We start from the raw sequence: 14,238 nt of genomic DNA, 5'->3' as shown, positions 1-14,238 counted from the left end.
GTTCATCGCAGAGCGTTCGAGCTCATGGGAAACACACGTCGATCCCCGCGGTGGCCCAAGGCAGGTCGAGGAGTTCGAGCTCCTGGCCCGCACGCGCTCCGTCCGGCGGTACGACCGCGAGGGCGTCGGACGCGGCGACGCCGCGCAGCATCGCCGGGCCGTTGAAGTGCAGCGGCACGGCCCGGTCGGCGCGCAGGACGACGGGGATGAGCCGGGTGTCGTACGGATGCCCGTGCACGGCCTCCTTCAGGGGCAGCGTGTACGGCTCCGGGGCCGCCCGCCCGGCGAGGACCCGCAGCAGGGGCTCGGCGAGCGTGAGCAGGCCGGAGACGGCGGCCAGGGGGTTGCCGGGGAGGCCCACGAGGTGCTGGTCCTCCCCGGTGCGGGCCAGGAGCATGGGGTGCCCGGGGCGCACCTTGACGCCGTCCACGAGGAGTTCCGCGCCGATGCGGCTCAGGGTGGGGTGGACGTGGTCGACGGGCCCCGCCGCGGTACCGCCCGTGGTGACGATCAGCTCGGCGGCGGAGCCGGTGATCGCCTTGTGCAGTGCCTTGGCGTCGTCGCCGAGCCGGCGCACCGCGACGACCTCGGCGCCGAGCGCCCGCAGCCACGGCGGCAGCATCGGGCCGAGCGCGTCCCGGATGAGCCCCTCGTGGGGCAGACCCTCGGTGAGCAACTCGTCGCCGAGGACGAGGACTTCGACGCGCGGGCGGGGCACGGCGGCGAGCGTGTCGTACCCGGCGGCCGCCGCGAGACCCAGTACGGCGGGGGTGATCATCGCACCGGCCGGCAGCAGCTGATCGCCACTGCGGCACTCCTGGCCGCGCGGGCGGATGTCCTGACCGTGCACGACCGTGGGGGTCCCCCCTGGTCGAGTGGCGCCGAGACCCTTGGGGAGGGTCGGGTGCAGCCGCCCCTTGTCGTCCAGCCGCCCGTGCTCGCTGCGCAGCACCGCGGTGACGTCCTGCGGGATTCTCGCCCCGGTGGCGATCCGCACCGCCTCGCCGTCGCTGAGCGCCTCCGGCGCCGCGTGCCCGGCGAGCACCCCTGTCTCCCGTACGTCCCAGGGACCGGGTCCCGCGACCGCCCAGCCGTCCATCGCGGAGGTGTCGAAGGAAGGGAGGTCCGTGAGCGCGCTGAGAGGCGCGGCGAGAACGAGACCGAGGGAGGCGTCGAGGGGGACCGAGACGGGCGTCCGACGGGGCACGGCGCGGGCGGCTCGCTCGGCCGTGGCGCGGGCCTCGGGCCAGGGCGTGGCCTTGTGGTGGGCGTGCGCGGCCTGTCGTCCGTGCCGCTCTCCCTCCGGGGAGGGCGCGGGGACCGGACGGGGCTCGCGGGCGGCCGGGGTGGCCGCTCCGTTCTCCTTCACCAAGGCGAGAGCCTCCTCGACGTCGAAATCCTCGGCGTCCTGGCTGTCCCGGGTCGAGCGGGCGGCGGTCATCAGGCGTCCGGCTTGGCGTCGGTGGTGTCCGGCTCGGCGCTCGGGGCGTCCGGCTGGGGGTCGGGGGTGTCCTCGTCGGCCCAGCGCAGCGCCAGGGCCGCCGCCTTGCGGGCGGCCTCGGCCACGGCCTCCGGGCCTCCGCCGGCTCGCGCGGCCGCGTAGCCCACGAGGAACGTGGTCAGCGGCGCGGCGGGCCGGGCGACACCGTGCGCGGCGTCGCGGGCCAGGTCGAGCAGGACGCCGGTGTCGACGTCCAGGTCGATGCCCAGCTCGTCCTTGGCTGCGGAAATCCATTCATCCAACACGTTCCCATGCTCCCTGATACGTGCCCGGGCGGCGGCGATGTCGTCCCAGGTGTCGCAGTCGAAGGACGCGACGGGGTCGGAGATGCGGGTGAGATCGAGCACGGCGGTGAGCCGCCGCAGCGGCAGCCCCGTGAGTCCGCCGTGCCCGGCAGCGAGCACGGCCAGCTCCCGGCGCAGGGCCGCCGCGCGGTACGCGGCCACGAGGGGTTGATCGCGGCCGTCGGGATCGGTGAGCAGCACGCCGTCGGGTTTCGCCGCGCTGCCCGGGGTGCCGCCCTCCTGAAGGGCGGTCAGCAGGCGCCGTACCGTCTCCTCGTCCAGGAACGGCAGGTCGGCCGAGAGCACGACGACGTACTCCGCGGTGGTCTGCCGCAGTCCGGCGTCGAGTGCGGCCAGCGGTCCCCCGCCGGGCGGGTCCTCGCGGGCCCACCGCACGGGGCGTGCGGTGGCCCTTGGCTCGGCCACGACCACCGTGGTGACCGCGTCGGCGCACGCGGCCAGCACCCGGTCGAGCAGCGCCCGGCCGCCCACCCGCACGCCGGGCTTGTCCGCGCCGCCCAGCCGCCGCGCGGCACCACCCGCGAGCACGACGGCGTCGTACGGGGCATCGGCGCCGGGAGTGCCCGGCGGCGCGGGGCGGCCCGACGGATCGGGGCCGCCCGGTGGCTCGTACGCGGTCATCCCCCGAGTATGAGCGTCTGAAGGATCATTGCCACCCCCGTGCACAGCATGTGGACGGGGACGGCCCTGCCTGGGCTACAGCGTCCGCAGGAGCACCGCCGGATGTTCCACGCAGTCCGCCACATAGCGCAGGAAGCCGCCCGCCGTGCCGCCGTCGCACACCCGGTGGTCGAAGGTCAGCGCGAGCTGGACGACCTGCCGCACCGCCAGCTCGCCCTCGTGCACCCAGGGCTTGGGGACGATCCTGCCGACGCCCAGCATGGCCGCCTCGGGGTGGTTGATGATCGGTGTGGAACCGTCGACGCCGAACACCCCGTAGTTGTTCAACGTGAAGGTGCCGCCGGTGAGTTCCGCGGGCGTCAGCGTCCCGGTCCGCGCCGCCTCGGTCAGCCGGGCGAACTCCGCGCTCAGCGCCTGGGCGTCACGCGCGTGGGCGTCCCGTACGACCGGTACGACGAGTCCCCGCTCGGTCTGGGCCGCGAAACCGAGGTGCACCTGGTCGAGCTGGACGACCTCGCGGGCGTCCATGTCGACGGTCGAGTTGAGCTCGGGGAACCGCGCCAGCGCGGCGGTGCAGATCCGTGCCAGCAGCGCGATCAGGGAGATCTTCGGGCCGCCGACGGAATTCATCGCCGCGCGCGCCCGCATGAGCTCCGTGGCGTCGGCGTCCACCCAGCAGGTCGCGTCGGGGATCTCGCGACGGCTGCGGGAGAGCTTGTCGGCGACGGCACCGCGGATGCCCCGGAGGGGGACGCGGGTTTCGTGCGGGGTGGCACCCCGACCGGCCGTGACCCCGCCGGACACGGGCGAAAGCGGGACCGGGGGGAAGGGGGAGGGCGAGATCCCGGAGGCGGGCGTACCCGGCCCGTGCTGAACCGCCGGGGTCCGGCCGGGCTCCTCGGCAGAGCGCGTCCGCACCGGACTGCCCGCCGCCCCCCGCATCGCGTCCTCCACATCCGCCCGCAGGATCAGCCCGTCGGGACCCGAGCCCTCAAGCTCGCGCAGATCCACGCCGTTCTCCCGGGCGAGCCGCCGCACCAGCGGCGAAATGACCGGCACGGGACCGGCACCGCGCACGGCGGTACCCCCCCGCCCCTCGGCGCCCGACAGCTCGCGGCCGTCGGCGACCGGTCGGCCGCCCTCCCCTGACGGCGCGTCGGTGCGCTGCCCGGACTCCCCGGCCTCGTACCCCGCGGGGGCGGTCACCGACGGGCGGCCGCTGTCCGCGGACGGCCCCCCGGAGGCCCCCGGAGGCCGCTGTACCGAAGCCGTCCCGGCGGACGGCCGTACCCTTCTGCGCCGCGCCGGAGGAGCTCCCGTGCCATACCCCACCAGGACGTTTCCGGAGCCCTCGGCGTCCGCGTCGCCCTCGACGGAGGAGGCCGGCGCGCCCACGGCGACCGTCAACAGGGGGGCACCCACGGGCAGTTCCGTGCCCTCCTCGCCGAAGCGGGCGGTGACCACTCCCCCGTAGGGGCAGGGGACCTCGACCATCGCCTTGGCGGTCTCCACCTCTACGACTGGCTGATCGATGGCGACGACGTCACCGACCTCCACCAGCCAGCGGACGATCTCCGCCTCGGTGAGCCCCTCCCCGAGGTCGGGGAGCTTGAACTCGAGCACCTGGGCCATCAGCTGTCCGCCTCCCACTGCAGACGCCCCACGGCGTCCAGGATCCGGTCGACACCGGGCAGATGGTGGCGCTCCAGCATCGGCGGCGGATACGGGATGTCGAACCCGGCGACGCGCAGCACCGGCGCCTCCAGGTGGTGGAAGCAGCGCTCGGTGACGCGGGCCGCGATCTCGCCGCCCGGGCCGCCGAAGCCGCCCGACTCGTGCACGACGACCGCGCGCCCGGTCCGCCGTACCGACGCGCTCACCGTGTCGTCGTCGAACGGCACCAGGGAGCGCAGGTCGACGACTTCGAGGTCCCAGCCCTCGGCCCGCGCCGCCTCGGCGGCTTCGAGGCAGACGGGCAGGGACGGCCCGTACGTGATGAGAGTGGCGCTCCGGCCCGAGCGCCGCACCACCGCGCGGCCTATCGGTTCAACGGCCGGCGGTTCGTCCGGGTTCCAGGAATCCTTCGACCAGTACAGGCGCTTGGGCTCCAGGAAGACGACCGGGTCGTCGGAGGCGATGGCGGCGCGCAGCATCCCGTAGGCGTCGGCGACCGTCGCGGGCGTGACGACATGGAGCCCCGGAGTCGCCATGTAGTACGCCTCGGAGGAGTCGCTGTGGTGCTCGACGCCGCCGATGCCGCCGCCGTAGGGCACGCGGATGGTGATCGGCAGCGGCATGGCGCCGCGCGTGCGGTTGCGCATCCGCGCGACATGGCTGATCAGCTGCTCGAACGCCGGGTAGGCAAAGGCGTCGAACTGCATCTCCACGACCGGGCGCAGCCCGTACATGGCCATGCCGACGGCTGTCCCGAGGATGCCCGCCTCGGCCAGCGGCGTGTCCGTACAACGGTCCTCGCCGAACTCCTTGGCCAGGCCGTCGGTGACCCGGAAGACGCCGCCGAGGGTGCCGACGTCCTCGCCCATGACGTGGACGCTCGGGTCGGCGGCCATGGCGTCGCGCAACGCGCGCCCGAGGGCCTGCGCCATGGTGGCCGGTTTGAGGGCAACGGTGGTCATCGCCCGGCTCCTTCCGGCCCCGCGTGCGGTCCGTCCGCCTCCGCGTCGAGCTCGGCTCGCAACTGAGCCTCCTGCTCACGCAGTTGCGGTGTGGGCTCGGCATACACGTGGGCGAACAGATCCATGGGGTCGAGCACCGGGTTCTGGTTCATGCGCTCGCGCAGATCCGCGGCCATCGCCTCGGCGTCCTCGCGCGCGGCCCGGATGCCTTCGTCGTCGAGCAGGCCGCGTTCGGTCAACTCGCGCTCCAGGAGGGCGATCGGGTCGTGGGCACGCCAGGTCTCGACCTCGGAGTCGCCGCGGTAGCGGGTGGCGTCGTCGGCGTTCGTGTGGGCGTCGATGCGGTACGTCACGGCCTCGACGAGCGTCGGACCGCGCCCCGCGCGCGCGTGGGCGATGGCCTCGCCGAGCACCTGGTGCACCGCCGCCGCGTCGTTGCCGTCGACCAGACGGCCCGGCATCCCGTAGCCGACGGCCTTGTGGGCCAGCGACGGGGCGGCGGTCTGCTTGGCCAGCGGGACGGAGATGGCGAAGCCGTTGTTCTGGACGAGGAAGACGACCGGGGCCTGCCAGACGGCGGCGAAGTTCAGTGCCTCGTGGAAGTCGCCCTCGCTGGTGCCGCCGTCGCCGACCAGGGCGAGCGCGACCACGTCGTCGCCCTTGAGGCGGGCGGCGTGCGCGAGGCCCACGGCGTGCGGGAGCTGGGTGGCGAGGGGGGTGCACAGGGGTGCGATGCGGTGCTCGTGCGGGTCGTACCCGGTGTGCCAGTCGCCGCGCAGCAGGGTGAGCGCCTGGACGGGGTCGAGACCGCGGGCGACGGCCGCGAGGGTGTCGCGGTAGCTGGGGAAGAGCCAGTCGCGCTCCTGGAGGACCAGCGCGGCGGCGACCTCACAGGCCTCCTGGCCGGTGCTGGAGGGGTACACGGCCAGGCGGCCCTGCTTGGTGAGGGCGGTGGCCTGCGTGTTGTAGCGGCGGCCTCGGACCAGTTCCGCGTACAGACGGCGCAGCAGGTCCGGGTCGACCTGTGCGGCCGCCTCGGTGCCGAGGACGCGGTGGGGCAGCGCGTCGGGCAGCAGCGGCGCGGGGTCGGTGCGGGGCTGCCAGGCGGGCGGCGGCGTGGGCCGGTAAGCGCCTCGCTGCTCCATGACCGTCATGACGGCACCTCCTCGTGGGAGCGGCTTCAGGCGCGTCACGGGTGTGACGCGCCCCACCTACCGATTGTTCGGTCGTCGGCACATTTTGGCTACAGGCGCCGCCAGGCTGTGGACAAACGGTTCTGCACAGCCTGAGATGGACGCAGTACGTCCATGGTAGGGAGGCGGGGGGACATGGCACCTGAACAAATGGCCGAGCCACCGGAGGCCGGCCCCGCCCTGCCGCCCGCCCGCCCGCTCGACGCCATCGATCAGGACATCCTGCAGATGCTCCAGGCGGACGGCCGCGCGTCGATACGTTCCGTGGCCGAACGGGTCCATGTCTCGCGGGCCAACGCCTACGCGCGGATCAACCGCCTCATCGAGGACGGTGTGATCCGCGGCTTCGGGGCGCGCGTCGACCACGAACGCGCCGGGCAGGGCACCTCCGCCTACATCACCCTCAAGATCGTGCAGAACTCCTGGCGCACCGTGCGCGAGCAGCTGAGGGTGCTCCCCGGGGCCTCCCACATCGCGCTGGTGGGCGGCGACTTCGACGTGCTGCTCCTGGTGCACACGCCGGACAACAGAGCGCTGCGCGAGCTGGTGCTCACCCGCCTCCAGGCCATCCCGGAGGTGCTCAGCACGCGCACCCTGCTGGTCTTCGAGGAGGAGGACCTGGAGCCGCAGGGCTGACCTCCGAGGAGCGCGGATCCGGAACCGCAGGGCTGACCTGCGAGGAGTGCGGGTCCGAAGCCGCAGGGCTGATCTCCGAGGAGTGCGGGTCCGAAGCCACGGGCGGCCCTGCCCAGAGCCCTCTGTAGAGCCGTCTGAAGTGCCCTCCGAAGGACTACGACTCCTTGCGGAGCCCTCCGAAGACCAACAGCACCACCGCGTCGGCCACTTCCCGCTCGCCCACGCCGCGCCCGTCGGGCCGGTACCACTCCACGATCGAGTTGATCATCCCGAAGACCAGCCGGGTGGCGAGCCGGACCTCCACATCGCCGCGTACGTCACCGTCGGCGGCCGCGGCCTTCAGGAGCTCGGCCACCTGGTGGTCGAAGTCGCGGCGCCGCTCCAGGGCCCAGCGCTCGGTGTCCGTGTTGCCGCGCACGCGCAGCAGCAGGGTCACGTAGGGCAGTTCGGAGGTGAGCACCTCGACCATGCGCCGTACGACGTACTCCAGGCGCTCCGCGGCACGCCCCACGCGCGCGTGGTCCTCGTCGAGGATCCCGAAGAGGCCGTCGAGCGCGCGCCGGACGGCGCGGCTCAGCAGCTCCTCCTTGCCGGCGACATGGTGGTAGATCGATGACTTGGAGATGCCGGCCGCCTTGGAGAGGTGCTCCATGGAGGTGCCGTCGTAGCCGCGCTCGTTGAAGACCTGGACGGCGACGGTGAGCAGGGTCTCCGGGGTGTACGTGTCGCGCTTGGCGGTGGTCATGAGGTGCCCTCCCGCTTCTCGGATGCGTACGCGTGGCGGTAGAGCGCGAGGGACGGCGCGTAGCGCCCGGAGGGGTCGCGCTGGTGCAGGTCGTCCAGGAGGGAGCACGCCCAGCTCCGGCCGAGCCGTCGGCTCCACTCGAAGGGGCCCAGGGGGTAGTTGACGCCGAGCCGCATCGCGGTGTCGATGTCCTCCTCGGTGGCCACTCCCTTGGCGACGGCGTCGTGCGCCAGGTCGACGATCCGGGCCACGGTCCGGGCGACGACCATGCCGGGGACGTCTCCGATGACGCTGACGTCCTTGCCGAGCGCCTGGAAGAGGCCGACGGCCTCGGAGAGCGTCTGGGGAGCGGTGTCCTGGGAGGCAGACAGGGCGATCCGGGTCGCCTTGCGGTAGTCGAGTGCCAGGTCGAAGTAGACGACGTCGCGGAACTCGACCGAGGTCTGGCCGTCGGCGAGGACCAGCTGACCGCCGCTGGGCAGCACCAGGCGGGTGCCGTGGTCCTCCTCGTCCTCGCGGACCTGGATGCCCGCCTCGCGGATCAGGGCGAGCAGTTCGGAGGCCGGCCCCAGATCGCCCTCGACGACGACGTACGCGGGCGCCTGGGCCTTCTCCGCGGTGTGCGGCTCGGAACGCTCGGCGTCCGCCGCGTAGTCGTACCAGCCGTGCCCCGTCTTGCGGCCGAGCCTGCCGGACTCGACGAGCCGGCGCTGGGCGAGCGAGGGCGTGAAGCGGACGTCCTGGAAGAAGGACTGCCACACGGAGTGCGTGACGGACTCGTTGACGTCCTGCCCGATCAGGTCGGTCAGCTCGAACGCGCCCATCCGGAAGCCGCCGGATTCGCGCAGGATCGCATCGATGGTGGCCGGGTCGGCGGCCTGGGCCTCGTACACCGCGAAGGCCTCGGCGTAGAAGGGCCGCGCGATGCGGTTGACGATGAAGCCCGGGGTGTCGGCGCAGGCAACCGGGGTCTTGCCCCAGGCGCGGGCCGTCTCGTACGCGCGCGTGGCCGACGTGACGTCGGTCGCGAACCCGGAGACGACCTCTACCAGGGGCAGCAGCGGCGCCGGGTTGAAGAAGTGCAGGCCGACCAGGCGGCCGGGGTTGCGCAGGGCGCCCCCGATGGCCGTGACGGAGAGCGAGGAGGTGTTGGTGGCGAGCAGGCAGTCGTCCTCGACGATGTCCTCGAGATCGCGGAACAGCCGCTGTTTCACGTCGAGTTCTTCGAGCACCGCCTCGACGACGAGCACGCAGTCCGCGAGGTCGGTGAGGTTCCCGGCCGGCTGGAGCCGGGCCCGCGCGGCGTCCCGTTCGGCGCCGGTGAGCCGGTCCTTCTCGACGAGCCGGTCGAGGCGGGCGCCGATCGCTTCGGCCGCCGCGTCGGCGCGCCCCGGTGCGGCGTCGTAGAGCCGCACGGGGTGGCCCGCGACCAGCGCGACCTGGGCGATGCCCTGGCCCATGGTGCCGGTGCCGACGACGGCCACGGGGCTGCTGAGGTCGAGTGCTGTCATGTGCGCGATCCTCCCGCACGGGGTTTTCCACAGATGCGGCGGACCCCCTTGTCCCGACCGATCGTTCGGTTACTCTAACTCTGACTGTCCGTTCCTGCCCAGCTCGCGAGCGCAATGAAGCGCTCCTGAGACGAGGAGTTGGTCCTTGATGGCCGCCGAACTCACCGCGCACCAGCTGATCGCCCAGCACCGGCCCACCCTCGACCAGGCGCTGGAAGCGATCCGCACGCGCGCGTACTGGTCCCCGCACCCCGAGCACCCCAAGGCGTACGGGGAGCACGGCAGCCTTGGCATGGCGGAAGGCAAGGCCGCCTTCGACGCCCTGCTGGGCAGCCGCCTCGACCTCGGCCAGCCCGGCACCGACGACTGGGTCGGCGGCGAGGTCTCGCCGTACGGCATCGACCTGGGCGTCACCTATCCGCACGCGGACATCGACGTGCTGCTGCCCGCCATGCGGGCCGGACAGCGCGCCTGGCGCGACGCCGGCGCGGAGATCCGCGCCGTGGTCTGTCTGGAGATCCTCAAGCGGATCAGCGACCGCACGCACGAGTTCGCGCACGCGGTCATGCACACCAGTGGCCAGGCCTTCATGATGGCGTTCCAGGCGGGCGGCCCGCACGCGCAGGACCGCGCCCTGGAGGCGGTGGCGTACGCGTACGTGGAGCAGGTCCGCACCCCCGACAACGCGGAGTGGACCAAGCCGCAGGGCAAGCGCGACCCGCTCGCGCTGACCAAGCAGTTCACGCCCGTCCCGCGCGGCATCGCCCTGATGATCGGCTGCAACACCTTCCCGACGTGGAACGGCTATCCGGGCCTGTTCGCCTCCCTCGCCACCGGCAACGCGGTCCTGGTGAAGCCCCACCCGCGCGCGGTGCTGCCGCTCGCGCTGACCGTCCAGGTCGCCCGCGAGGTGCTCGCCGAGGCGGGCTTCGACCCGAACCTGGTGGCGCTGGCCGCCGAGCGCCCCGGCGAGGGCATCGCCAAGACCCTGGCCGTCCGGCCCGAGATCCGGATCATCGACTACACCGGCTCCACGGCGTTCGGCGACTGGCTGGAGACCAACGCCCGCCAGGCGCAGGTCTACACGGAGAAGGCCGGCGTCAACACGGTGATCGTGGAGTCGACAGGCGACTACAAGGGAATGCTGTCGAACCTGGCGTTCTCCCTGTCCCTCTACAGCGGCCAGATGTGCACGACCCCGCAGAACCTGCTGATCCCCCGCGACGGCATCCGCACGGACGAGGGCCCCAAGGCGTACGACGAGGTGGTGGCCGACCTCGCGCGGTCGGTCGGCGGACTCCTCGGGGACGACGCCCGCGCCAACGCGCTCCTCGGCGCGATCGTGAACCCGGATGTGAAGGCCCGACTGGAGGCCGCCGCCGGACTGGGTGAAGTCGCCCTCCCCTCACGGGAGGTCAGCAACCCGGAGTTCCCGGACGCCATCGTCCGCACCCCCGTGATCGTGAAGCTGGACGGGGCCAAGCCGGACGACGAAGCGGCCTACATGAGCGAGTGCTTCGGGCCGGTCTCCTTCGCGGTCGCGGTCGACTCGGCCGCGGACGCCGTGGAGCTGCTGCGCCGGACCATCCGGGACAAGGGCGCGATGACCGTCGGCGCGTACACCACCGACGACGAGGTCGAGCAGGCCGTGCGGGAGGCCTGCCTGGAGGAGTGCGCCCAGCTCTCCCTGAACCTCACTGGCGGGGTGTACGTCAATCAGACGGCGGCCTTCTCGGACTTCCACGGCTCGGGCGGCAACCCAGCCGCCAACGCGGCGCTGTGTGACGGCGCGTTCGTCGCGAACCGCTTCCGCGTGGTGGAGGTGCGCCGGGAGGCGTAGGCGTTCACGGCCCTCCCGAAGCGGCATTGCACCGGCGCGTTGTCTTCTACGCCGGTGCGGTGTCCTCTACGCCGGTGCGCTCCCGGTCGCGCTCCAGTGGAACAGCGTCATGGCCACGCTGGTCGCGAGGTTGTAGCTGGAGACCTGGGGGCGCATCGGCAGGGACACCAGGTGGTCGGCGCGGGCGCGGAGTTCTGGGGACAGACCGCTGCGCTCGGAGCCGAAGGCGAGCACGGCGTCATCGGGAAGCTTCAGCCCACGGATGTCCTCGCCCTCCGGATCGAGGGCGAACACCGGGCCCGACGGCAGTTCGTCCACCGTCAGCCGCTCCACGGCGGTCGCGAAGTGCAGACCCGCCCCGCCGCGCACGACCGCGGGATGCCAGGGATCGAGCGTGCCCGTCGTGACCACACCGGTCGCGCCGAAGCCCGCCGCGAGCCGGATCACGGCACCGGCGTTGCCCAGGTTGCGGGGGTTGTCGAGGACGACGACGGGGGCGGTGCGCGGGGTGTGGGCGAGCGCCGCCAGGTTGGCGTCACGGGACGGGCGTACGGCCAGGGCGGCGACGGCCGTGGGGTGCGGGCGGGGGACGAGCGACCGGTACGTGGCCTGCGGGACCTCCCTCAGCAGGCCGTCCAGTACGTCCCGTACGTCCGGGGCCAGCTCCTCGGCGAGAGCGAGCGCCGCCTGCCGGTCGGCGGTGACCGCCACCGGGACCTCGGCCTCGAAACGCACCGCGTGCTTGAGGGCGTGGAAGCCGTCGAGCAGGACGCAGGTGCCGGTGAGCCGGTGCCAGTCGTCTACAGGGTCCTTCATGCGGTGAAGCCTACGTGCGGATCCTCGGCGTTCTCCGGGGTGCGCGGCTCCCGTACGCGCTGCCCCGGCAGCGTACGGTCGCCGCCGGTAAAGAGCCGTCCACGCGCGCGTGCCGCCCATCCGCCGAGGCGGCGCAGGAAGGACGTCGGCAGGAACACCGCGTCGGCGGCGATCATCGCGAGCGAGAAGAACGGCAGCCCGAGGACCACGGCGATCACGGCGTGCTCGGTCATCATGGCCCCCAGCAGGACGTTCTTGACCCGCCGGTTGAACAGGGTGAAGGGGAAGGCGACCTGCACGATCACCGTCCCGTACGTCACCAGCATCACGATCGTGCCGTGCGCCGACATCAGGTCGGACAGCGCCGGCCAGGGCGAGAAGTAGTCCAGGTGGAGCGGGTAGTAGACGGCGGTGCCGTCCTGCCAGCGCGAACCCTGGATCTTGTACCAGCCGGCGGTCGCGTAGATCAGACACGCCTCGGCCATGATCACGAGCAGCGCCGCGTTGTGCACGAGGTTGGCGACGACGTCCAGCAGGATCCGCGGCTCCGTGGTGCGCGCGCGGCGGCCGACGACCCACCACAGGGCCTGCACCGCCCACAGCCCCCAGAACACCACCAGCCAGCCGGTGGCGAGCCATCCCGCGCCCGTCGCCGCGGCCAGCGCCAGACCGAGCACACCCCACAGTGCGGGCCCGACCCGGTCGGGATCCGCCCACTCCGCACGCGCGCGTGCCTGCCGCGCCCGCCGCGCGTCCAGCGACCACACCTGGCCGCAGCGGGTGGACACCAGGTAGATCGCCATCAGGTGGATGACATTGTCACCGCCGTCCCCCATGAAGATGCTGCGGTTCTGCAGGGAGAGCACGCCGACCATGAAGAGCACGGACATCGTGCGGGTGCGCCAGCCCACGAGCAGCAGGGCGCTCGACAGGGCGGCGAGGGCGTAGACGATCTCGAACCACACCTGACTGTCGGACCACAACAGGACCGTGAAGGCGTGGTTGTTCGCGATGAGCCGCTGGGCGAGGTCCCAGCTCCACGGCCCGTCGGGCCCGTACATCTCCTGGCGGTGCGGGAACTCACGCAGCAGGAACAGCAGCCAGGTGGCGGCGAAGCCGATGCGGATCACGGCGGTCTGGTACGGGCCGAGGGCGGAGTCGGTGACGCGGGTGATGCCGCGCGAGACCGACAGGGCGAAGCGGTTCATCGCGCGCTCGCCTCCGTCAGTCCGTCGGTGCGGTCGTCCTCCGGCACGAACCACCAGGGCAGCTCGCGGACGAGGGGCTTGTCGGACACCTGCTCCTCGCTCCACTTGGGGGGCGGCACGTTGGTGGTGCGGGAACGGACCTGGACGCGTTCCAGGACGGCGCCCTCGCCGCCCGCGTGCTCGCGGTCGAGGCGCAGGACGGCGACCCGGCGCAGGTAGCGCTCGGAGAGGTCGCCGCGCAGGCCCGCGGGACGGTCCTGGGCGTCGTGCGTACTGGCGTAGAAGTCCCAGGCGCGGCGCAGTTCGTTCTGCTGGGTGTGGCTCGGCAGCAGGTTGCCGTCGATCTCCCGGCCGTCGAGCGCGGACAGGTCGAACCAGCCGGTCTCGCGGCTGGTGCCGTCCGCGCCGCGGACCAGGGCGCGGACCTGGACCGAGATGTTCTGCTGCAGCGGATTGGGCGCGAAGAGTTTCCAGTTCTGCTCGAACTCGGGGTAGATCCACTCGTCGATCGCCCGGCCGTGCTGCTTGGTGACCGTGTTCGATGGCGCGACATGCAGGAACACCATCCCGAGATGCACACAGGCGGCGACCGCGACGACCGCGAGGGCGAGCGCGGCGGCGACCTGGTAGCGGATGGAGAGGGCGGCTATGCCGGTGGGGGCGGGCGTGAGGGTCTCGGGGGTGAGGGTCTCGGGGGCCCGCTTCTCCTGGGTGCGCTTCTCGTGGGTGGGATCCTCGGGCGCGGCGGAGCCGTCAGTCTCAGACCCGCCAGTCTCGGGGCCGTCAGTCTCAGACCCGCCAGTCTCGGGGCCGTCAGTCTCTGGGCCGTCAGTCTCAGACCCGCCAGTCTCGGGGCCGTCAGTCTCAGAACCGTCGGTCTCGGATTCACCGGGACCGTGCGGCGTGGACCTGTCAGCGCCGCGAGACTCGGAACCGTCGAGCCGGCGAGGCGCGGAAGTATCCGACCCGTGGGGCCCGGAACCGTCCGACCCACGGGGCGCGGAGCCGTCCGGCGCGTGCGACCCGCGAGGCTCGGAACCGTCCGGTCCTGGCCCGGTTGTCGAGCCCTCGTCGTGCGCGTCCATTCCGCCCCGATTCACGATCCCGAATCCGATGTCGGCCGCCGGGCGCAGGCACCGCACCGCCACACCACGCCGCCGCCACACCACACCACGCCGCCGCCGCGCACCGCACCCCGCGGCACCGCGACGTTCGCACGGGCACGG

Annotated in this window: 12 protein-coding genes; 2 read left to right on the top strand and 10 right to left on the bottom strand. The window is 72.7% G+C overall.

The window, feature by feature from the left end:
* Window positions 1–22 precede the first annotated feature (22 nt).
* The 5 genes from ACFVXA_RS30615 to pdhA form a co-directional block, all read right to left on the bottom strand.
* Window positions 23–1,441, bottom strand: coding sequence for a molybdopterin molybdotransferase MoeA (locus ACFVXA_RS30615; RefSeq protein WP_390027788.1), 1,419 nt, complete (start codon window positions 1,439–1,441; stop codon window positions 23–25).
* Window positions 1,441–2,427 (bottom strand): NTP transferase domain-containing protein, encoded by a 987-nt coding sequence (locus ACFVXA_RS30610; protein ID WP_390027786.1) that lies wholly within the window; start codon window positions 2,425–2,427, stop codon window positions 1,441–1,443. The genes ACFVXA_RS30615 and ACFVXA_RS30610 overlap by 1 nt, the downstream gene beginning before the upstream one ends.
* Before the next feature lie 75 nt (window positions 2,428–2,502).
* Window positions 2,503–4,059, bottom strand: coding sequence for a dihydrolipoamide acetyltransferase family protein (locus ACFVXA_RS30605; RefSeq protein WP_390027783.1), 1,557 nt, complete (start codon window positions 4,057–4,059; stop codon window positions 2,503–2,505).
* Window positions 4,059–5,063 carry an alpha-ketoacid dehydrogenase subunit beta gene (locus ACFVXA_RS30600; RefSeq protein ID WP_362022415.1) on the bottom strand — a complete coding sequence of 335 codons (1,005 nt, stop codon included), beginning with the start codon at window positions 5,061–5,063 and terminating at the stop codon, window positions 4,059–4,061. Before ACFVXA_RS30600 ends, ACFVXA_RS30605 begins: the two co-directional genes overlap by 1 nt.
* Window positions 5,060–6,217, bottom strand: coding sequence for a pyruvate dehydrogenase (acetyl-transferring) E1 component subunit alpha (gene pdhA / locus ACFVXA_RS30595; RefSeq protein ID WP_383907946.1), 1,158 nt, complete (start codon window positions 6,215–6,217; stop codon window positions 5,060–5,062). Before pdhA ends, ACFVXA_RS30600 begins: the two co-directional genes overlap by 4 nt.
* 174 nt (window positions 6,218–6,391) lie before the next feature.
* Between pdhA and ACFVXA_RS30590 the strand changes: the two genes are divergently transcribed.
* Window positions 6,392–6,892, top strand: coding sequence for an Lrp/AsnC family transcriptional regulator (locus ACFVXA_RS30590; protein WP_383744539.1), 501 nt, complete (start codon window positions 6,392–6,394; stop codon window positions 6,890–6,892).
* Window positions 6,893–7,046: 154 nt separating this feature from the next.
* Here the strand turns inward: ACFVXA_RS30590 and ACFVXA_RS30585 are convergent, their stop codons facing one another.
* Together ACFVXA_RS30585 and ACFVXA_RS30580 are read right to left on the bottom strand one after the other, a co-directional pair.
* The gene (locus ACFVXA_RS30585; RefSeq protein WP_390027780.1) at window positions 7,047–7,637 is read right to left on the bottom strand and encodes a TetR/AcrR family transcriptional regulator; all 591 of its coding nucleotides are present in this window, start codon (window positions 7,635–7,637) and stop codon (window positions 7,047–7,049) included.
* Window positions 7,634–9,148 carry a 3-hydroxyacyl-CoA dehydrogenase gene (locus ACFVXA_RS30580; protein ID WP_362022423.1) on the bottom strand — a complete coding sequence of 505 codons (1,515 nt, stop codon included), beginning with the start codon at window positions 9,146–9,148 and terminating at the stop codon, window positions 7,634–7,636. The genes ACFVXA_RS30585 and ACFVXA_RS30580 overlap by 4 nt, the downstream gene beginning before the upstream one ends.
* A 148-nt stretch (window positions 9,149–9,296) precedes the next feature.
* Here ACFVXA_RS30580 and paaN point away from each other — a divergent pair, with 148 nt between their 5' ends.
* Window positions 9,297–10,988, top strand: a complete 1,692-nt coding sequence (gene paaN / locus ACFVXA_RS30575) for a phenylacetic acid degradation protein PaaN (protein ID WP_390027777.1) — start codon at window positions 9,297–9,299, stop codon at window positions 10,986–10,988.
* Window positions 10,989–11,054: 66 nt separating this feature from the next.
* Here paaN and ACFVXA_RS30570 read toward each other — a convergent pair whose 3' ends face one another.
* The 3 genes from ACFVXA_RS30570 to ACFVXA_RS30560 are packed head-to-tail and all read right to left on the bottom strand — an operon-like array spanning window position 11,055 to window position 14,097.
* The gene (locus ACFVXA_RS30570) at window positions 11,055–11,804 is read right to left on the bottom strand and encodes a TrmH family RNA methyltransferase (protein ID WP_384400736.1); all 750 of its coding nucleotides are present in this window, start codon (window positions 11,802–11,804) and stop codon (window positions 11,055–11,057) included.
* Window positions 11,801–13,012, bottom strand: coding sequence for an HTTM domain-containing protein (locus ACFVXA_RS30565; RefSeq protein WP_390027775.1), 1,212 nt, complete (start codon window positions 13,010–13,012; stop codon window positions 11,801–11,803). The genes ACFVXA_RS30570 and ACFVXA_RS30565 overlap by 4 nt, the downstream gene beginning before the upstream one ends.
* Complete coding sequence (locus tag ACFVXA_RS30560; RefSeq protein WP_390027773.1) at window positions 13,009–14,097, bottom strand: DUF5819 family protein; 1,089 nt, start codon at window positions 14,095–14,097, stop codon at window positions 13,009–13,011. The genes ACFVXA_RS30565 and ACFVXA_RS30560 overlap by 4 nt, the downstream gene beginning before the upstream one ends.
* Between the last annotated feature and the right edge of the window lie 141 nt (window positions 14,098–14,238).

The sequence above is a fragment of the Streptomyces sp. NPDC058246 genome (assembly GCF_042881985.1).
Classification (GTDB): domain Bacteria; phylum Actinomycetota; class Actinomycetes; order Streptomycetales; family Streptomycetaceae; genus Streptomyces.
This window is presented reverse-complemented; position numbering and strand designations above follow the sequence as displayed.

Excerpts from the sequence above, each read along its gene's own strand:
- ACFVXA_RS30615 (WP_390027788.1), bottom strand. The coding sequence starts at position 1,441 with ATGACCGCCGCCCGCTCGACCCGGGACAGCCAGGACGCCGAGGATTTC.
- ACFVXA_RS30560 (WP_390027773.1), bottom strand. The coding sequence starts at position 14,097 with ATGGACGCGCACGACGAGGGCTCGACAACCGGGCCAGGACCGGACGGT.
- ACFVXA_RS30570 (WP_384400736.1), bottom strand. The coding sequence starts at position 11,804 with ATGAAGGACCCTGTAGACGACTGGCACCGGCTCACCGGCACCTGCGTC.
- ACFVXA_RS30585 (WP_390027780.1), bottom strand. The coding sequence starts at position 7,637 with ATGACCACCGCCAAGCGCGACACGTACACCCCGGAGACCCTGCTCACC.
- pdhA (WP_383907946.1), bottom strand. The coding sequence starts at position 6,217 with ATGACGGTCATGGAGCAGCGAGGCGCTTACCGGCCCACGCCGCCGCCC.
- ACFVXA_RS30565 (WP_390027775.1), bottom strand. The coding sequence starts at position 13,012 with ATGAACCGCTTCGCCCTGTCGGTCTCGCGCGGCATCACCCGCGTCACC.
- ACFVXA_RS30580 (WP_362022423.1), bottom strand. The coding sequence starts at position 9,148 with ATGACAGCACTCGACCTCAGCAGCCCCGTGGCCGTCGTCGGCACCGGC.
- ACFVXA_RS30590 (WP_383744539.1), top strand. The coding sequence starts at position 6,392 with ATGGCACCTGAACAAATGGCCGAGCCACCGGAGGCCGGCCCCGCCCTG.
- ACFVXA_RS30610 (WP_390027786.1), bottom strand. The coding sequence starts at position 2,427 with ATGACCGCGTACGAGCCACCGGGCGGCCCCGATCCGTCGGGCCGCCCC.
- ACFVXA_RS30605 (WP_390027783.1), bottom strand. The coding sequence starts at position 4,059 with ATGGCCCAGGTGCTCGAGTTCAAGCTCCCCGACCTCGGGGAGGGGCTC.
- paaN (WP_390027777.1), top strand. The coding sequence starts at position 9,297 with ATGGCCGCCGAACTCACCGCGCACCAGCTGATCGCCCAGCACCGGCCC.
- ACFVXA_RS30600 (WP_362022415.1), bottom strand. The coding sequence starts at position 5,063 with ATGACCACCGTTGCCCTCAAACCGGCCACCATGGCGCAGGCCCTCGGG.